The organism is Agromyces sp. Soil535 (assembly GCF_001428255.1).
Classification (GTDB): domain Bacteria; phylum Actinomycetota; class Actinomycetes; order Actinomycetales; family Microbacteriaceae; genus Agromyces.
In genome coordinates, this window is sequence record NZ_LMRW01000025.1 from 261,971 (window position 1) to 278,261 (window position 16,291).

The window sequence follows — 16,291 nt, forward strand, 5'->3', positions numbered from 1 at the left end:
AAAACACAGCGAATTGCTCAATGAATTGTATGAACGTCTAGAGTGGTGCCCATGGATGCCCTCTCAGAGGTGTTGGCACGAGCTCGGGCTCGCGGGGCGGTCTTCTCGGTGCTCGGCCGGAATACGCCGTGGGGACTCGACTTCTCCGGGGGACGGCCGCTCGTCATCCACGTCCTCCAGCGAGGAAGCGCCGTGCTCACTCGGGCCAATGGATCGCACCGGGTCGGTGAGGGCGATGTCGTGCTGGTGCGGGGCGGCACGCCATACTCCCTCGCGAGCGCGCCTGGGGCGACATCCGAGCCCATCGAACTTGCCCGCGCCCGCGGATCGCATGCGACGGGCGACGACGACGCCGTCGTGCTCTGCGGCGCGTACACGATCGGGGGCAGCCCCGGGGCCGACCTGCTCGACTCGCTGCCAGACGTGCTCGTGGTGGCGGCAGGCGAGCAATCTGCAGGACTCGGCCTGCTGGTCGGTCTCCTCGCCGCAGAGGCGGACAGGGCCGCGCCGGGTCAACAGGCGGTGCTCGACCGTGCACTCGACCTCGTACTCGTCCAGGCCCTGAGGGACGCGTTCACGATCGGCACGTGGGAAGCTCCCGGCTGGTACCGCGCCCTCGGCGATCCGGCGCTCGCGGCGGTGCTCGACGTTGTGCACAGCTCGCCGGAAGACCGGTGGACCGTCGAGTCGATGGCGCGGCTCGCCCACCTGTCACGGGCGGGCTTCGCGCGCCGATTCGCGGCGACCGTAGGCGAGACCCCCGCCGCGTACGTGACCCGCTTGCGCATCGAGCGGGCGGAGGACCTGCTGCGAGGCACGACCGACACCGTCGCGGCGGTCGCCGCGATCACCGGATTCGCATCCGAATACTCGCTGGCCGCCGCGTTCAAGCGGCGACATCGCATCTCGCCCGGACGCTGGCGACGTCAGGTCCGGTCCGCGTGAGCGTCGCGACTGCTAGACGGCGGGGGGCGCGGCGGTCGACGCGCGCGACACGAGCGCGACCTGCAACTCCGGGCCCGCGGTCGGCACGGGCCGCGTTTCGACGACACTGAGCGCGAGACCCGCGAAGTAGCGGCCGAGCCCGACCGTGTTCACGCTGATCGTCGAGAGGCGCGGCTCGAACATCGACGCGAGCGGGGTGTCGTCGTGGCCGATGACGGAGAGGTCGCGGGGGAGTGAGAGTCCCATCCGCAGGCCGGCGCCGACGAGTGCGGCGGCGACGTCGTCGTTGTACGCGGCGACCGCGGTGACGCCCGCGGCACGCCAGCGGGCGATCGCGGCGCTCGCCGAGGCATCCGTCAGCTCGATGTCGGTCGTCGGCAGCGGCAGCGGGGCGAGGCCGAGCGATGTCGCCGCGTCGTTCGCGCGGCGGCGGCGCACGGTCACGAGGTCGGCCACGCGCGGATCCGCCGAGCCCGCGAATGCGATCGCCCGGTGCCCGAGGTCGTACAGGTGCTGAACCTGCAGCACCGGGCCGTCCTCGGGGTACTCGTCGGCGATGGGCGCGTCGGGGTCGGGGATGAGCCGCGTCACGCCGGCGGCGCGGATCGACTCCGCCTGGCCCGGTGCGAACGGCGTCATCGACATGACGACGTCGGGCTGCAGGGTCTCCCAGAGCGGGCGGGCCTGGCCGGTGGGGTGCGGCGTGTAGGTGATGAGGGCGTAGCCGGCCTCATCGAGGGCGAGGGACGCCTCCTCGATGTTGCGGCGCAGGTTGAAGTCGAGCGGCCAGTCGGGCAGAACGAGCAGCACGATGCGCGTGCGGCCGCTGGCGAGGGCGCGCGCCGCGATGTGCGGGCGGTAGCCGAGGCGCTTGGCTTCGTCGAGCACGCGAGTTCGCGTCGCCTCCGAGATGGTCTGGCCCGGGGTGTCGTTGAGCACGAACCCGACGGTCGCGCGCGAGATGCCGAGGGAGTGCGCGATGTCGGCCGCCGTGACCCGACGGGTGCTGGTCGTCTGCGACATCCGCTGCCTCTCGCTCGAAACGCGACTTGCGCGCGCTAGTTCTTCACTGTAGCATCGTCGGCATCCGCTAGCACGCGCTAGTACTCTCCCCAGAGAATGAGCGCGAGCGGATGCCACAGCCACACCCCACACGACAACGGAGTCCCCATGAACCCGACCGACCGCGACGACGAGCCGATCGTCCCCCCGGTGCCCTCCCCGTTTCCGACCGCGACCGTCGATCCCGACGTGATCCTCGAGGAGCACGAGCCTGCGCCCGACCTGCCCAAGGTCAACGCCCGCTACATCTGGTTCATGGTCCTGGCGCAGTTCGGCGTCTTCATGGCCTTCATCACCCCGCTCGCGATCTCCCTCTCCATCCGGGTGAACGAGCTGGCACCCGGCCGGGAGGAGGTGCTCGGGTACATCACGGGCGCCGGCGCCCTGTTCGTCATGCTCAGCGCCCCCTTCATGGGCGTGTGGAGCGACCGTACCCGCACCCGCCTCGGCCGCCGCCGGCCGTTCATGATCGGCGGCATGGTCGTCGGAGTCGTCTCGCTGGTCGTGATGGCGCTCGCGCCGAGCGTGCTGGTGCTCGGCTTCGGCTGGGTGCTCGCGCAGTGGGGCTGGGGCACTGTGCTCAGCAACCTGCAGATCTCGACGGCCGACCGCCTGCCCGAAGAGCAGCGCGGCAAGGTCGCCGGGCTCACCGGTTTCGCCACGCAGGTCGCCCCGGTCTTCGGTGTCATCCTCACGGTGGGCGTGACCGGCAACGCGCTGCTCCTGTTCCTCATCCCCGGCCTCGTCGGCGTCGTGCTCGTCACCCTCTTCGTCGCGCTCGTGCACGAGGCCGACAGCCGGGACCTCCCGAAGGACACGCTCACGGTCGGTGGACTGCTGCGAAAGTACCTCTACAACCCCGCCAAGTACCCCGACTTCTCGCTGAATTGGCTCGGCCGATTCCTCTTCTACTTCGGCCTCACGCTCAACACCACCTTCACGGCGTTCTTCTTCGCGAACCGGCTCGGCATGCAGGTCACCGAGGTCGCAGGCCTCATCGCCTCGCTCGGCGGCGTCGGCGTGCTCGCGGTGACCGCCGGTGCGCTCGGCGGCGGGTTCCTCTCCGACCGGTTCCGCCGTCGCAAGGTGTTCGTCGTCGCCGGCGGTGCGCTCATGGCGGGCGGCATGGTGCTGATGGCGTTGTCGTCTGAGCTTCCCGCCCTCATCGCGGGCTCGCTCATCGTGTCGGCCGGCATCGGCATGTTCTCGGCGGTCGACCAGGCGCTGCTGCTCGACGTGCTGCCCGAGAAGTCCACCGACGCGGGTCGCTTCATGGGCATCACCGGCTTCGCCACGTCGATCCCGCAGTCGGCGGCACCGCTCGTGGCCTCCGCGATCCTGCTCGTCGGGGTCTCCGGCGACGAGAAGAACTACTCCCTGCTCTACCTCATCGCCGCGGCGCTCGTCCTGGCGGGTGGCCTCGTCATCCTCCGCATCCGCTCCGTGCGCTGAGCCGCACCCCGACCTCCGCGCCCGCATCGCCACTCGACGCCACCTCCGAAGGATCAACCGTGAGCATCACCGTCACTCCCGTCCGCTTCGAGCACCACCGCGAAGCCCTCGGCATCGGCGAGGCCGAACCTCGCCTCAGCTGGGTCGTCACGTCGGCGCCTGCCGGCTGGCGGCAGGCGCGTTACGAGGTCGAGGGGCGTGCAGCGGATGCCGCGGCGTCGGCCGGTCCGGTTGGAGCCGCGGCCTTGGTCGCGGTCGACAGCCCCGACTCGGTGCTCGTGCCCTGGCCGTTCGCCCCGCTGGCCTCGCGCGAGCGCCGCGAGGTGCGCGTGCGGGTGATCGGCGAGGACGGCGCGGCATCCGAGTGGGGCGAGTGGGCGGCGGTCGAGGCCGGCCTGCTCGAGGCGGGCGGCTGGGCGGCGCGCATGGTCGGCCCTGACTCCGAGGGCGCGTTCGCGGCCGAGCGGGCACCGCGCGTGCGCGGCGTATTCGAGGTGAGGGATGCGCCGATCCGCCGTGCCCGCGTCTACGCGACCGCGCACGGACTCACCGAGCTCGAGTTCAACGGGGCGCGCATCGGCACCGAGGAGCTCGCGCCTGGCTGGACGGCCTATGCCGACCGCCTCCGCTATGCGACCTACGACGTGACCGACGCATTGCGTCCGGGCGCGAACGCGATCGGCGCCTGGCTCGGCGACGGCTGGTACCGCGGACGGCTCGGATGGGACGGCGGAAGTGCCCTGTACGGCGATCGGATCGGCGTGCTCGTGCAACTCGAGATCGAGTACGCCGACGGCGAGCGGCAGGTCGTGGCATCCGGCCCCGACTGGAAGGTCGGGTCCGGCCCGATCCGTGCCGCCGACCTGTACGACGGGGAGGACTTCGACGCGCGGTTGCACGACCCGGCGTGGTCGACGCCGGAGTTCGATGACGACGGGTGGGAGGCATCCGTCGCGCTCGATCGCGACCCGGCGACGCTGGTCGCGCCCGACGGACCCCCGGTGCGGCACGTCGAGACGCTGCCCGTGATCGACGTGCTCACGAGCCCGTCGGGCAAGCGCATCCTCGATTTCGGCCAGAACCTCGTCGGCCGACTCCGCATCCGCGTCAGCGGAGCAGCGGGCGACGTCGTGACCCTGCGGCACGCCGAGGTCCTCGAGCACGGCGAGCTCGCCACTGCTCCGCTGCGCACCGCGAAGGCCACCGACCGCTCCACGCTGCGCGGCGACGGCGAGGAGTCCTGGGCGCCGCGGTTCACGTTCCACGGCTTCCGCTACGCCGAGGTCACCGGCTGGCCGGGCGAGTTCGATCCGGCAGCGGTCGTCGCCGAGGTGCTGCACAGCGACCTGGAGCGCATCGGCACGTTCGCGGCTTCCGACCCGCTCGTCGACCGGCTGCACGAGAACGTGGTCTGGGGCATGCGCGGAAACTTCGTCGACGTGCCCACCGACTGCCCGCAGCGCGACGAGCGGCTCGGTTGGACTGGCGACCTGCAGGTGTTCGCGCCGACGGCCTCGTTCCTCTACGACAGCGCCGGGTTCCTCGCGTCGTGGCTGCGCGACCTGGAGTCCGAGCAGCGCCGGCTCGGCGGTGTGCCGATGATCGTGCCATCACCCATCGAGGTGGCGGGTTCGGGCGCGATGGCCGGGTGGGCGGATGCCGCAACCGTCGTGCCCTGGACCATCTACCAGCGCTTCGGCGACGTCGAGGTGCTGCGCCGGCAGTACGCCAGCATGACCGACTGGGTCGACCAGGTCGACGCGCTCGCCGGTGAGAGCCGGCTCTGGAACACCGGGTTCCAGTTCGGCGACTGGCTCGACCCACTCGCCCCCGCCGCTCGCCCCGAGGCGGCGCAGACCTACTCCGAGATCGTCGCGACCGCCTACTTCGCCCGCTCGGCTCGCATCGTCGCCGACGCAGCGGCGCTGCTCGGGCGCGACGATGACGCCGCGCGCTACGGCGCGCTCGCCGACGAGGTGCGCGCCGCATTCCGGCGCGAGTACATCTCGCCGTCGGGCCGCCTGCTGTCGGACTCGGCCACCGCGTACTCCCTGGCCCTGCAGTTCGACCTCGTCGACGGCGACGACGAGCGCCGTCGCTCCGCGGCCAGGCTGGCGGTGCTCGTGCGCGACAACGCCTACAGGATCTCCACCGGGTTCATCGGCACGCCGCTCATCACCGACGCGCTCAGCGCCAACGGCTACGCGGGTGTCGCGTACAAGCTGCTGTTCCAGACCGACGCGCCCTCGTGGCTGTACGCGGTGCAGCAGGGCGCGACGACGATCTGGGAGCGGTGGGACTCGCTCCTGCCGGACGGCACCGTCAACCCGAGCGGCATGACCTCGTTCAACCACTACGCGTTCGGCGCGGTCGCCGACTGGATGCACAGGGTCGTCGCCGGCCTCGCGCCGGCGGCGCCGGGCTACCGGCGTCTCCGCATCGCGCCGCAGCCGCCGCGCTGCGGGCTCTCCGAGGCATCCGCAGCACTCCGTACCCCGTACGGAGAGGCGAGCTCGGCCTGGACGCTCGCTGACGGAGCCATCGAACTGCGGGTGACCGTGCCGGTCGGCGCGACCGCCGAGGTGGTGCTGCCCTCGGGCGCGTCGTACGCCGTCGAGCACGGCGCGCATGTGTGGACGGAGCCGTTCGAGGTCGACTCGGAGGAGCGGCCCGTGATCACGGTCGACACGCCCATGGGCGAGCTCGTCGACAGTGCCGAAGCGCTCGCGGTGCTCACGGGTGTGGTCACCAAGTACATCCCGGAGGCCGCCGAGCACATGCAGGCAGGCCTGAACGGTCGCGACGACGTGACCCCGCGCCAGATCGCGGGCATGCTGCCGCAGTCGGACGCGGTGCTCGCCGACTTCGAGCGCGGCTTCGCAGCCGTGTCGGCGGGCGAGGAGGTGCCGGCCGACGTGCTCACCGCGCCCGAGCCGACGGCCGAGGAGGCTGCCGCCGAGGACGCGGAGCTCGCGGCGATGGCCGCTCTGCTCACGGGCAAGGACTTCTGGCGCACCCGTGAGGGAAGCGGCATCCGCTCGCTCACCGTCAGCGACGGGCCGCACGGCATCCGCCTGCAGCGTGAGGGCGAGGACCACCTCGGCCTCAACGAGAGCGCGCCCGCGACCTGCTTCCCGCCCGGGGTCGCGCTCGGCTCCAGCTGGGACCCGGCGCTCGCGCGTGAGATCGGCGCCGCGATCGCACGCGAGGCCCGTGTGCTCGGCGTCGACATCCTGCTCGGACCGGGCGTCAACCTCAAGCGCTCGCCGCTCGGGGGCCGCAACTTCGAGTACCTCTCGGAGGATCCCCGCCTCGCGGGCGTGATCGCGACCGAGTGGGTTCGCGGGGTGCAGGGCGAGGGCGTCGGCACGTCGCTCAAGCACTTCGCCGTGAACAACCAGGAGACCGCCCGCATGCGCGTGAGCGCCGAGGTCGACGCGCGCACCCTGCGCGAGATCTACCTGCCCGCGTTCGAGCGGGTGGTCACGGATGCTGCGCCGACGACCGTGATGAGCGCATACAACGCGGTCAACGGCGTGTTCAGCTCTGAGAACCGTTGGCTGCTCACCGAGCTGCTGCGCGAGGAGTGGGGCTTCGACGGGCTCGTCGTCTCGGACTGGGGCGCGATCAAGGACCGCGTCGAGGCGCTCGCCGCCGGACTCGACCTCGAGATGCCGGGAACCGGCGACGAGGGCACGGCCGCGATCGTCGCCGCCGTGCGCGAGGGCCGGCTCGAGCGCGTGGTCGTGGAACGCGCGGTCGAGCGGCTGCGACGGCTCGCCGAGCGCACGGCTCCTGCCGACGGCGCCTCCGAGCCCGGCGACGTCGTTCCGGCCGACGCCGAGGCGCACCACGCGCTCGCGCGGCGTGCCGGCGCGGCCTCCGTCGTCCTGCTTCGCAACGAGGGCGAGACGCTGCCGCTGCGCGCCGGCCAGCGCGTCGCCGTCATCGGCGAGTTCGCGGTCGACCCGCAGTACCAGGGGGGCGGCAGCTCCCACGTGAACGCGATCCGCGTCGACCGCCCCCTCGACGAACTGCGCCGCGCCCTCGGCGATGCGCACGTCGTCTACGCGCCCGGCGTCTCGTGGACCGCCGACGCCGATGCCGAGGCGCTGCTCGCCGAGGCACGCGATGCGGCATCCGTTGCCGACGTCTCCGTGGTCTTCGTCGGCCTGCACGAGCACGACCAGTCGGAGGGCTTCGACCGGGATCACCTCGACCTGCCGGCCGAGCAGGTCGCGCTGATCGAGCAGGTCGCGGCGGTCGCGCCACGCACGGTCGTCGTGCTCATGAACGGCGCCGTCGTCTCGCTCGAGCCGTGGCACGACCGGGTCGACGCGATCGTCGAGGGGTGGGTGCTCGGCCAGGCCGTCGGCGGCGCGCTCGCCGACGTGCTCACGGGTGCGGTCAACCCGTCGGGTCGCCTCGCAGAGACCATCCCACTCGCGCTGTCGGACACCCCGACGTACCTCAACTTCCCCGGCGAGCACGAGATGGTCCGCCACGGCGAGGGCGTGTTCGTCGGCTACCGGTACTACACGTCGGCCGGCCGTACCGTGCGGTACCCCTTCGGCCACGGGCTCAGTTACACGACCTTCGCGTACGAGGGCGTCGACGTGGAGGCCACCGGCCCCGACACCGCGGTCGTCCGCGTGACGGTGCGCAACACCGGCGGCGTCGCCGGCGCTGAGATCGTGCAGCTCTACGTCGCGCCCGCGCCGTCGGCCGTGCGCCGGCCGGTGCGCGAGCTCGCGGGGTTCGCCAAGATACACCTCGCACCCGGCGAGGCATCCGTCGTCGAGATCGCGCTCGAGCGTCGCGCGTTCGCGTTCTGGGACGTCACCAGTGACCGCTGGTGGGTCGAGCCCGGCACCTACGCCGTGGAACTCGGCCGATCCGCCGCCGACATCGTCGAGCGCCGCGAGCTCACGCTCGAGGGCGACGTCGACCGGCCCACGCCGCTCAGCCGCGAGTCGACGGTGAAGGAGTGGTTCGGCCACCCGGTCGTCGGCCCCGCGCTCATGCAGGGCATGATGGCGAACGCCACGCCCGAGCAGGAGGCCGCCGCCGAGTCCAACGGCAACATGCTCAAGATGGTCGAGTCCATGCCGATGGGACAGTTCGCGCGGTTCCCCGGCGTCGAGATCCCCGACGAGGCGCTCGAGCAGCTCATCGCGCTGAGCCTCGCTGCGGCGCAGTAGGCCGGACATGGCGCAGCATGTCGAGCGAGCCGCCGGATCGGCCACCGCGTCGTTCATCGACGACGCGCTCGCCGGTCGACACGGGCCGATCCCCGTTCGCCGCTACGAGCCATCGGCCTCTGTGTCGACCCGGCACGGAGACCTGGTCTGGCTGCACGGCGGTGCGTTCTCGCACGGCGGACTCGACCAGCAGGAGTCGCACGCCGTCGGCCTCGCGCTCGCCGAGACCGGCTTCGCGGTCGTCGCCGTCGACTATCGCCGCGTGCCGCCGTGGAGCTGGTGGCGGCGCCCGCGGCCCGGCGTGCTCGGCGGCATCCGCTACCCGGTGCCCCTCGACGACGTGATCGACGTGGTGCGGTGGGCTCGGCGCGAAGCGGATGCCGCGGGGCGCGAGCTCGTGCTCGGCGGCGCCAGCGCCGGGGCGTGCCTCGGCGCGGCCGCCGCACTACGCCTACACCGCGAGGGCATGCCCGGACCGGACCGGCTTCTGCTCGCCTACGGCACGTTCCACGCCGCGCTCCCGCCCGTCCCGGAGGAGCTGCGGGCGCGGATCCGAGGACGCCACGGCCTCGTGCAGTTCCGGCCGGACACGGTCGAGAAGATGAACCGCAACTACGCCGGAAGCGTCGAGGCGATGGCCGACCCGTTCGCATTCCCCGGCGGGCATGACCTCACCGGGATGCCGCCGACGCTCGTGCTCGACGCGGACCGGGACTCGCTGCGAGCGTCGGGCGAGGCGTTCGCCCGCGAACTCGCGGCAGCGGGCGGCAACGTGTCGCATGAGGTCGTGCCGGAGACGTCGCACGGGTTCCTCGACCGGCCCGGCAGTGCGGCGTTCGCCGACGGCATCCGTCGCGCCGCGTACTGGCTGCGGGGTCGGTGACGTACGTTCACCCCTGGAATCCACCGGAGAATATGCGTGAAGGAGAACCCATGATCGACCGCGTCGCACGCACGCGCGTGCTGCTCACCGGAGCCACCGGCAACTGGGGGCGCGCCGCCCTACGCGAGTTCGCGAGGCGCGCCGACCGGATGACGGTGCTCGCGTTCGCGATGCCCACCGACCGCGACAGAGAGACCCTCGCCGAGTTCGACGGCATGGAGAACCTCGAGGTGGCGTGGGGCGACCTGACGGATGCCGCGGCCGTCGCGGCCTGCGTGCGCCGGGTCGACGTCGTGCTGCATGTGGGCGCGGTCGTCTCGCCGCTCGCCGACGAACAGCCCGAGCTCGCCCACCGCGTCAACGTCGGCAGCATGCGCAACCTCATCGCGGCGGTGAAGGCGCTCCCCGATCCCTCCGCCGTCGCGGTCGTCGGCATCGGCACCGTCGCCCAGACCGGAAGCCGCAACCCGCCGCACCACTGGGGGCGCGTCGGGGACCCGATCCGCGTGTCGCAGTTCGACGAGTACGGGCAGAGCAAGGTGATCGCCGAGCGCCTGCTCGTCGACTCGGGCCTGCCGAAATGGGCGCAGCTGCGGCAGACGGGGATCTTCCACCCGGGCATGCTCGAGATCCGCGACCCGATCATGACGCACCCGCCGCTCGGCGGCGTCATGGAGTGGGTGAGCGGCGAGGACTCCGCGCGCCTGCTCGCGAACCTCTGCGAGCCCGATGTGCCCGACGAGTTCTGGGGCGGGATCTACGACATCGGCGGGGGCGAGGGATGGCGCCTGACGAACTGGGAGCTGCAGAGCGCGATCGGCGGCGCGATGGGCGTGCGCGACATCCGCCGCTGGTACGACCGCGACTGGTTCGCGCTGAAGAACTTCCACGGCCAGTGGTACTCCGACAGCGACCGGCTGGAGGAACTCGTGCCGTTCAGGCAGGACACCTGGGATGCCGCGCTCGAGCGTGCGATCGCGGCCGCGCCGCCGTCGGTGCGGTCGGCCGGACGCGTGCCGCCCTGGATCGTCAAGCACCTCGTGATGAAGCCCCTCACGCGGAAGCCGCGCGGCACGATGCACGCGGTTCGCGCGGGCGACGAAGCCGAGATCGCCGCGCACTTCGGCTCGCTCGAGGCGTGGAGGTCGATCGGCGACTGGTCGACGTTCGAGCCGCCCGCGCCGTCGGGGCATCCGTCGACCCTCGACCACGGGTACGACGAGACGAAGCCGCGGTCCGAGTGGTCGTCGCTCGACTACGCCGGCGTGGCCGGCCACCGAGGCGGGACGCTGGTCACGACGGAGGTGCAGCGCGGCGACCTCGCCACCCTGCTCACCTGGTCATGCGCGGAAGGCCACGAGTTCGACGCGAGCCCCCGGTTGGTGCTGACCGCCGGGCACTGGTGCCCGGCCTGCGTGAAGGATGCCGCGGGTTACGCGCGGCAGGCCGAGCACAACCGCTTCCTCGCCCAGGTCGTCGACGCTTGAGTGGGCAGCGCCAGGCACGGGAACCGTCACAGTCGATGCGTCGAGCGAGCGGTTGGGGTCGTCACGGCTCGAGTCGGCGATCGGGGAATGACACGTTCACGAGGCCCCGCTACGGTTCGGAATCGTCGGTACAGGGCGTCAGCCAGGACTTCATGAAGGCCGCGGTCTGATACAGGTACTGGTACGTCCACGCGGCAAGCGATACGGGATGTTCCGCGGCCATCACCGTGACCGTCGCCTCGGAGCACCGGTCGAAGACGAACCGCGTGCGCGCCACGTGCGGCGTGAACGTGATGACGACCACATCGTCTGCCTCTGGAGCGAGCTGGCTCAGCAGGCCTGCTTCGCCTTTCGTCGTGAACGGTTCAGGGTGTGCGCATTCGACCGCGGGTTCGGTGCAGATGTCGAAGGATGCCGCTGATTCTGGTCCTTCGGCGGCCACCGAGATGAGAATCCGGTCGGCCACGCCTGCGTCGCGGAGCTCCTCAGCGAGGTCGAGCCGCGGATTCGTGACCGGGCCGATCACGTAGATGAGGTCGGCACGCTCCACCTGATCGACGGGCGGGAACACGTAGATCGGAAGGCCGACACCGACGACAACGGCCAACGCTGCGACCACCACCCACGCGGCGTTTCGCATCCGCCTCCACCACATGGCGCCTCCGCTCAGCGTCACGATGAGCGAGTGGCGCCGTCGGCTCACCCATCGTCCGACCCGGCGTGACGAGCCGGCCGGCGACATCCTACGCCCGCGGCACGAAGCCGCGATAGCGTCGGCACTGCAGTTCTCAGGTCAGTCTCGGGTTTCGAAGTAGAGGTGGGTGTGCAGGCGGCAGCGTTCGTTGAACGCCGACCCGCAGTTCGGGCACTCGCTCGTCGCGAGGTAGGACGCGATCGTGAGCTCCGTGCCGCATGCACCGCAGAGCACGGCCTCCCGGTCGCGTTCCGATAGCTTCCACTGCTGAGCGGCGTGGTCGGCGGTCTCCTCGTGGCACAGGTGGCACGGGTAGTACTCGTTGCAGCACGCGAACTTGATCGCGACGATGTCCACCTCGGTGCGGTAGTGCACGCATCGCGTCATCTCGTCGACCACCGGGCCGAGCACGCGCGGCGATGCTCGGGACTCGGAGTGGTCGGATGCGGGCACGAAGACCATCATCGCAGCGGATGGGGCGCAACGGCTCAGGCGGTCGCGGCATATCGGCCGAGACAGACGACGCCGCTGCCCGTCCTAGCCGTTCGAGTCACGGTTGTCCTTGCCGACCGAGCTGTTCGCGCACACGAAGCTGTCCGCGCTCTCGATGTCCCCCTCCGCGTACGTCGCTACGAGGGGGTACGGGCACAGGGGGCGCGTCCGAGTGGGCGACCAGCTCGTCGGAAGGTCGGTGTTCACGCCTCCAGGGTTGCCGTCACCTCGTGCCGACGCGACGATGCGATCGGGCGCCTGGCCGTACTCGACCCAATCGATCAGCGCCGTGAGGCCGTCGAACTGATCGGTGGCAGGCCCGCCTCGCACGTGGCCCATGCCGGGCACCTCGAAGTAGCGGACGAACTCGTCGGCCTGCTTGTGGTAGGCCGCCTGCAGATCCTGGTACCACGCCGCGGTGTCATCTGGAGAGAACACGCCGTCTGAGGCGCCATGGACGACGATCATCTTCCCGCCGGTGTCGCGGAGCGTGTCCAGCTGGGTCGGGTTCGGCGGCGTCATGAAGGACATGGCGCTTTCCGTGTAGATGCCGTCGCTTGCGTAGATCTTCGGAGCCTGAGTGTCCACGTCGTAGTTCAGCGCGTAGCCCAGAGTGTCATTCAGGATGCTCGCGTCTTCCGGCGGCGAGGAGAAGATGAAGGCCACCGCGACCGGGTCGCGCTGCGCGCCGACCGAGCTGGAGAACTTCCAGCCTGCCCATCCCGGCTGGACGATGCCCGGGTCGAAGGGAAATGAGCTGTACAGCTCGTCGCCGTTGCTGTTGCGCGCACCCGCGAAGACGTCGCTCACGACCCCCTTCTGGCTGAGGGTGAGGCACGTCCCGTCTCGCTCACCGGTGCAGGTCGGAACGTCACGGTCGATGTCGAAGATGTTCTGGCACGCTTCGCTGTTCTGGACCATTCCATCGACAAGGCGATCAAGCCGATCGCAGCGAGCGAGGATCGCGTCCGCGATGACCTGGCGCTCCTGCCGAGGGAGTGCTGTCTCGAGGTTGGACGTGGTGGTTGCGACCTTCGCCCACTGTTGTGCGCCCCACAACTGCGCGACCGCCGCTTGGGGCAGATTGAAGCCGGGCGCGACGGCAAGGAACCCGTCGTACTGGTCGGCGTAGCGTGCGGACGCGACCATCGTGTGTCGTCCGCCATTCGACCCACCTGCGATGTAGGAGCGGTCAGGCCCGCGCCCGTACGCCGCGACGATGAGTTCCTTCGCCATCGGCGTGAGTGCTCCCACAGCCTGGTAGCCGTAGTCGAGCCGAGCTTGAGGGTCGAGACCGAAGAGCGGGTTCTGGCTCTCGTTGTGTCCGGCATCCGAGCTCAACACGGCGAAGCCCATCTGCAGCCCGTTCTGCAGTTGCCCGCCGGTGATGGCCCCCGTCGCCGCGGCGATGCGACCATCGGTGCCTCCGTTCGCCTGGTACAGGAAGCGACCGCTCCAGTCCGTGGGGAGCCGCATCTCGAATCCGATGGAGTACGTCTGACCGTCCACGGGACTCGTGCGCTTGTTCATCGCACCCTGCACGCGGCAGTGCTCACCCACCGGCTCGCCTCCGTTCGTGAGTGCGCCGGCGGCCACCGTGGATGCCGCGATGATCTCGGTGTTCGCGAACTGGAAGCCCGTCAAATCCTCGCATTGGAGGAGCGGTCCGGGCTGCGCGGGTTCTCGTTGGGGCATCACCGACGCGGATGCTGGAGTACCCCAAGGCAGTGCGGATGCCGGGGTCACCGCACCCACCAACGCGAACGACGCGACCGCAGCGCCCGCGAGTGCGCCGATCGTGCGACGAGCGTGGGTGCTCATGGCAACCCCCGCGCGAGTTCGCCGCCCGATGCGAGGCGTTGGTTCCCCAGTTGACTTGAGCATGCTCGTCCCTTCATCGGGTACGCGGGCAGCACGTCGCTCGAGAGCTCGCGTGCAGTAGACACGTCGTTGCGTCCTGACGCAATTATCAAGGTTCTTGAACGTTTGTCAACGCTCGGGCGGACGATGCGACGCTCGCGACAGTCTTCAATCTGCGACGAGGGGGCGCGGGGAAGCCTCCAGCGCTCTCCGACCATGGGCGAGCCATTGGCTCAGCTGCGCCCGCTCCTGAGGGGAAAGCTCACCGAACGCGATGTCCTCGATCTGGTCCACCGCTTCGCGGCACTCTTCCAGCATCGACAACGCCCTCGATGTGAGCGAGATGACGATCTGTCGCCGGTTGTCGGCGTTGCGATGCCGCTCGATGTACCCGGACGCCTGCAGAGCTCGCACGACGCCGTCCATCGCCTGCGCGGAGACGAAAGCGTGTCGCGCAAGTTGCGCGGAGGTCATCTCGGGATGCCGCTCCAGCACGGTGAGCGCGGTGTATTGGGGAACCGTGATCCCATGCTTGCGCAACGCGACATCCAGCCGCGCGCGGATCGCGAGCTCGAGCTGCTTCACCAAGTACAACAAGCGGGGCGCCGGAACTGCTGCGTCCACGGTGACCCTCCTACGATCGTCCAGCGACCGGCGGGCCGCCTGTTCCACTGAACCTATCCGAACACGAACGGACCGGCCTTCTCGACGCAGGCACTCCGCACCGCGCGGCGACAACTCGTAGCCGACCTCGAGGCTGCGCGTGAGGCCGAGCTCCTTGAGGCGGCGCACGCGGCGCTTGAACGCGAGCAGTTCGAGGTCGCCGCGGAGGCGGTCGGCCAGCGTCCGCGGATGGTCGCGGATGAGGAGCAGCACGTCGTGGGTCCATGGGCCGGCGGGGCTTCGGCGGTCGAAGCCGGCGAGCGTATCGGAGAGGGCCGCGACCTCCGTTGCGGTGAGGTTCGCGTCGGCGGCGAGGGCGTGCCTCCGGCCTTCACCCGCGGCTCGGCCCACCTGCGGAACACGACCGAGACCGAGCCATCGGCGATGGCACGGGCGATCGATCCAGTGAGGAGCATCGACCGATTCAGGCGCTCTCGCGCCAGACCACCGGGCTCTCGAGCAGGATTCCGCCGAGCTCGGGGAGCTCGCCGCGGATCTGTGCCAGCACGCTCTCCGCAGCGGCGCGACCCAGGCCGCCGGCCGGCTGGTGCACCGTCGACAGCGCGGGTTGGCATCGACGCGCCCAGGCGCTGTCGTCGAAGCCGACGAGGCCGACGTCCTCGGGCACGCGCCTTCCGAGCTCGCGAAGGGTCTCGAGTGCGCCGGCCGCCACGGCATCGGATGCCGCGAACACGCCGTCGACGTCGGGCGCTCGCTCCAGCAGTGCTCGCATGGCGGCCGCCCCCTCAGTGTACGAGTAGTGCGAGATCGGCTCGACGAGGGCGGGGTCGAATCGATCGCCCAGGGCCTCGCGGAAGCCGGCAAGTCGGTCGACGCCGGAGTCGCGATCGAGGGCGGCAGCGATCATCGCGATCCGCGAACGGCCCGTGGCGAGCAGGCGCTCGCTGATCGCCCGTGCTGAGCCGTGGTTGTCGATGCCGACCCACGCCGCGGTGACGCCCGGGGGGTGCCCGACGAACGCGGTCGGCAGGTCGAGCCGTTCGACGACGCGCGTGATCGGGTCGTCCTGCCGGGCCGAGACGATCACGGCCCCGTCGGCGAAACCGCCCTGAAGGTATCGGGCGACCCGTGCGGTGTCCTTCTCCGAGTCGACGACGAGGCTCACCATCTGGTAGTCGGCGTCCGAGAGTGCGGCGTTCGCACCGAGCAGGATCTCGCCGATGTTCGGGTCCTCGACGAACAGGCGGTCGGGCTCGTGCACGATGAAGGCGACCGCCTGGGTGCGCTGCATCACGAGGCTGCGCGCGGCCGTGTTCGGCACGTAGCCGACCTCGACGATCGCCTTCTCGATCGCCTTCCGAGCCTCGTCGGAGACGTAGCGCTCGCCGTTGACCACACGGCTCACCGTGCCGCGCGACACGCCGGCGGCCATGGCGACGTCGTGGACGGTCGCACGCTTGCGGCGTGGGCTCGCTTTCCCCATGTCTTCACCATAGCCGCGCATTCGCAAGCGGGCATGTTTGACAAACGCGCGACACGCTGGCTATTCTGTGCACGTTCACAGACTCTCAACGCGGAGTTGTCGCTCCCT

11 protein-coding genes are annotated in these 16,291 nt (G+C 70.6%); 5 read left to right on the top strand and 6 right to left on the bottom strand.

The genetic code is table 11. From position 1 onward, the window contains the following. Nucleotides 1-51 precede the first annotated feature (51 nt). Nucleotides 52-945, top strand: a complete 894-nt coding sequence (locus ASG80_RS18335) for an AraC family transcriptional regulator (protein ID WP_056733345.1) — start codon at nucleotides 52-54, stop codon at nucleotides 943-945. Between the two features lie 12 nt (nucleotides 946-957). On the opposite strand, the gene ASG80_RS18340 is transcribed toward ASG80_RS18335, so the two are convergent. Beyond that, nucleotides 958-1,968 (bottom strand): LacI family DNA-binding transcriptional regulator, encoded by a 1,011-nt coding sequence (locus ASG80_RS18340; protein ID WP_056733347.1) that lies wholly within the window; start codon nucleotides 1,966-1,968, stop codon nucleotides 958-960. A gap of 147 nt (nucleotides 1,969-2,115) precedes the next feature. Here ASG80_RS18340 and ASG80_RS18345 point away from each other — a divergent pair, with 147 nt between their 5' ends. The 4 genes from ASG80_RS18345 to ASG80_RS18365 are packed head-to-tail and all read left to right on the top strand — an operon-like array spanning nucleotide 2,116 to nucleotide 11,030. Next, entirely contained in the window at nucleotides 2,116-3,459 is a 1,344-nt protein-coding gene (locus ASG80_RS18345) for an MFS transporter (RefSeq protein WP_082590630.1), read from the top strand. A gap of 59 nt (nucleotides 3,460-3,518) precedes the next feature. Continuing rightward, on the top strand, nucleotides 3,519-8,660 hold the full coding sequence (locus ASG80_RS24605) for a family 78 glycoside hydrolase catalytic domain (RefSeq protein ID WP_235508391.1): 5,142 nt from the start codon (nucleotides 3,519-3,521) through the stop codon (nucleotides 8,658-8,660). Nucleotides 8,661-8,667: 7 nt separating this feature from the next. Then, entirely contained in the window at nucleotides 8,668-9,543 is an 876-nt protein-coding gene (locus ASG80_RS18360) for an alpha/beta hydrolase (protein WP_056733349.1), read from the top strand. Between the two features lie 50 nt (nucleotides 9,544-9,593). Beyond that, the gene (locus tag ASG80_RS18365; protein ID WP_082590632.1) at nucleotides 9,594-11,030 is read left to right on the top strand and encodes an NAD(P)-dependent oxidoreductase; all 1,437 of its coding nucleotides are present in this window, start codon (nucleotides 9,594-9,596) and stop codon (nucleotides 11,028-11,030) included. Nucleotides 11,031-11,139: 109 nt separating this feature from the next. On the opposite strand, the gene ASG80_RS18370 is transcribed toward ASG80_RS18365, so the two are convergent. From ASG80_RS18370 to ASG80_RS18390, 5 genes are all read right to left on the bottom strand, one after another. Further along, nucleotides 11,140-11,670 carry a YdcF family protein gene (locus ASG80_RS18370; RefSeq protein WP_156401941.1) on the bottom strand — a complete coding sequence of 177 codons (531 nt, stop codon included), beginning with the start codon at nucleotides 11,668-11,670 and terminating at the stop codon, nucleotides 11,140-11,142. A 153-nt stretch (nucleotides 11,671-11,823) separates the two neighbouring features. Next, nucleotides 11,824-12,186, bottom strand: a complete 363-nt coding sequence (locus ASG80_RS18375; RefSeq protein ID WP_056733356.1) for a CHY zinc finger protein — start codon at nucleotides 12,184-12,186, stop codon at nucleotides 11,824-11,826. A 75-nt stretch (nucleotides 12,187-12,261) separates the two neighbouring features. Further along, nucleotides 12,262-14,037, bottom strand: coding sequence for a tannase/feruloyl esterase family alpha/beta hydrolase (locus ASG80_RS18380; protein ID WP_056733357.1), 1,776 nt, complete (start codon nucleotides 14,035-14,037; stop codon nucleotides 12,262-12,264). A 207-nt stretch (nucleotides 14,038-14,244) separates the two neighbouring features. Next, complete coding sequence (locus tag ASG80_RS24610) at nucleotides 14,245-14,952, bottom strand: MarR family winged helix-turn-helix transcriptional regulator (protein WP_235508392.1); 708 nt, start codon at nucleotides 14,950-14,952, stop codon at nucleotides 14,245-14,247. A 211-nt stretch (nucleotides 14,953-15,163) separates the two neighbouring features. After that, nucleotides 15,164-16,183: a LacI family DNA-binding transcriptional regulator gene (locus ASG80_RS18390; RefSeq protein WP_056733358.1), complete on the bottom strand. Its 1,020-nt coding sequence runs from the start codon at nucleotides 16,181-16,183 to the stop codon at nucleotides 15,164-15,166. Nucleotides 16,184-16,291: the final 108 nt, after the last annotated feature.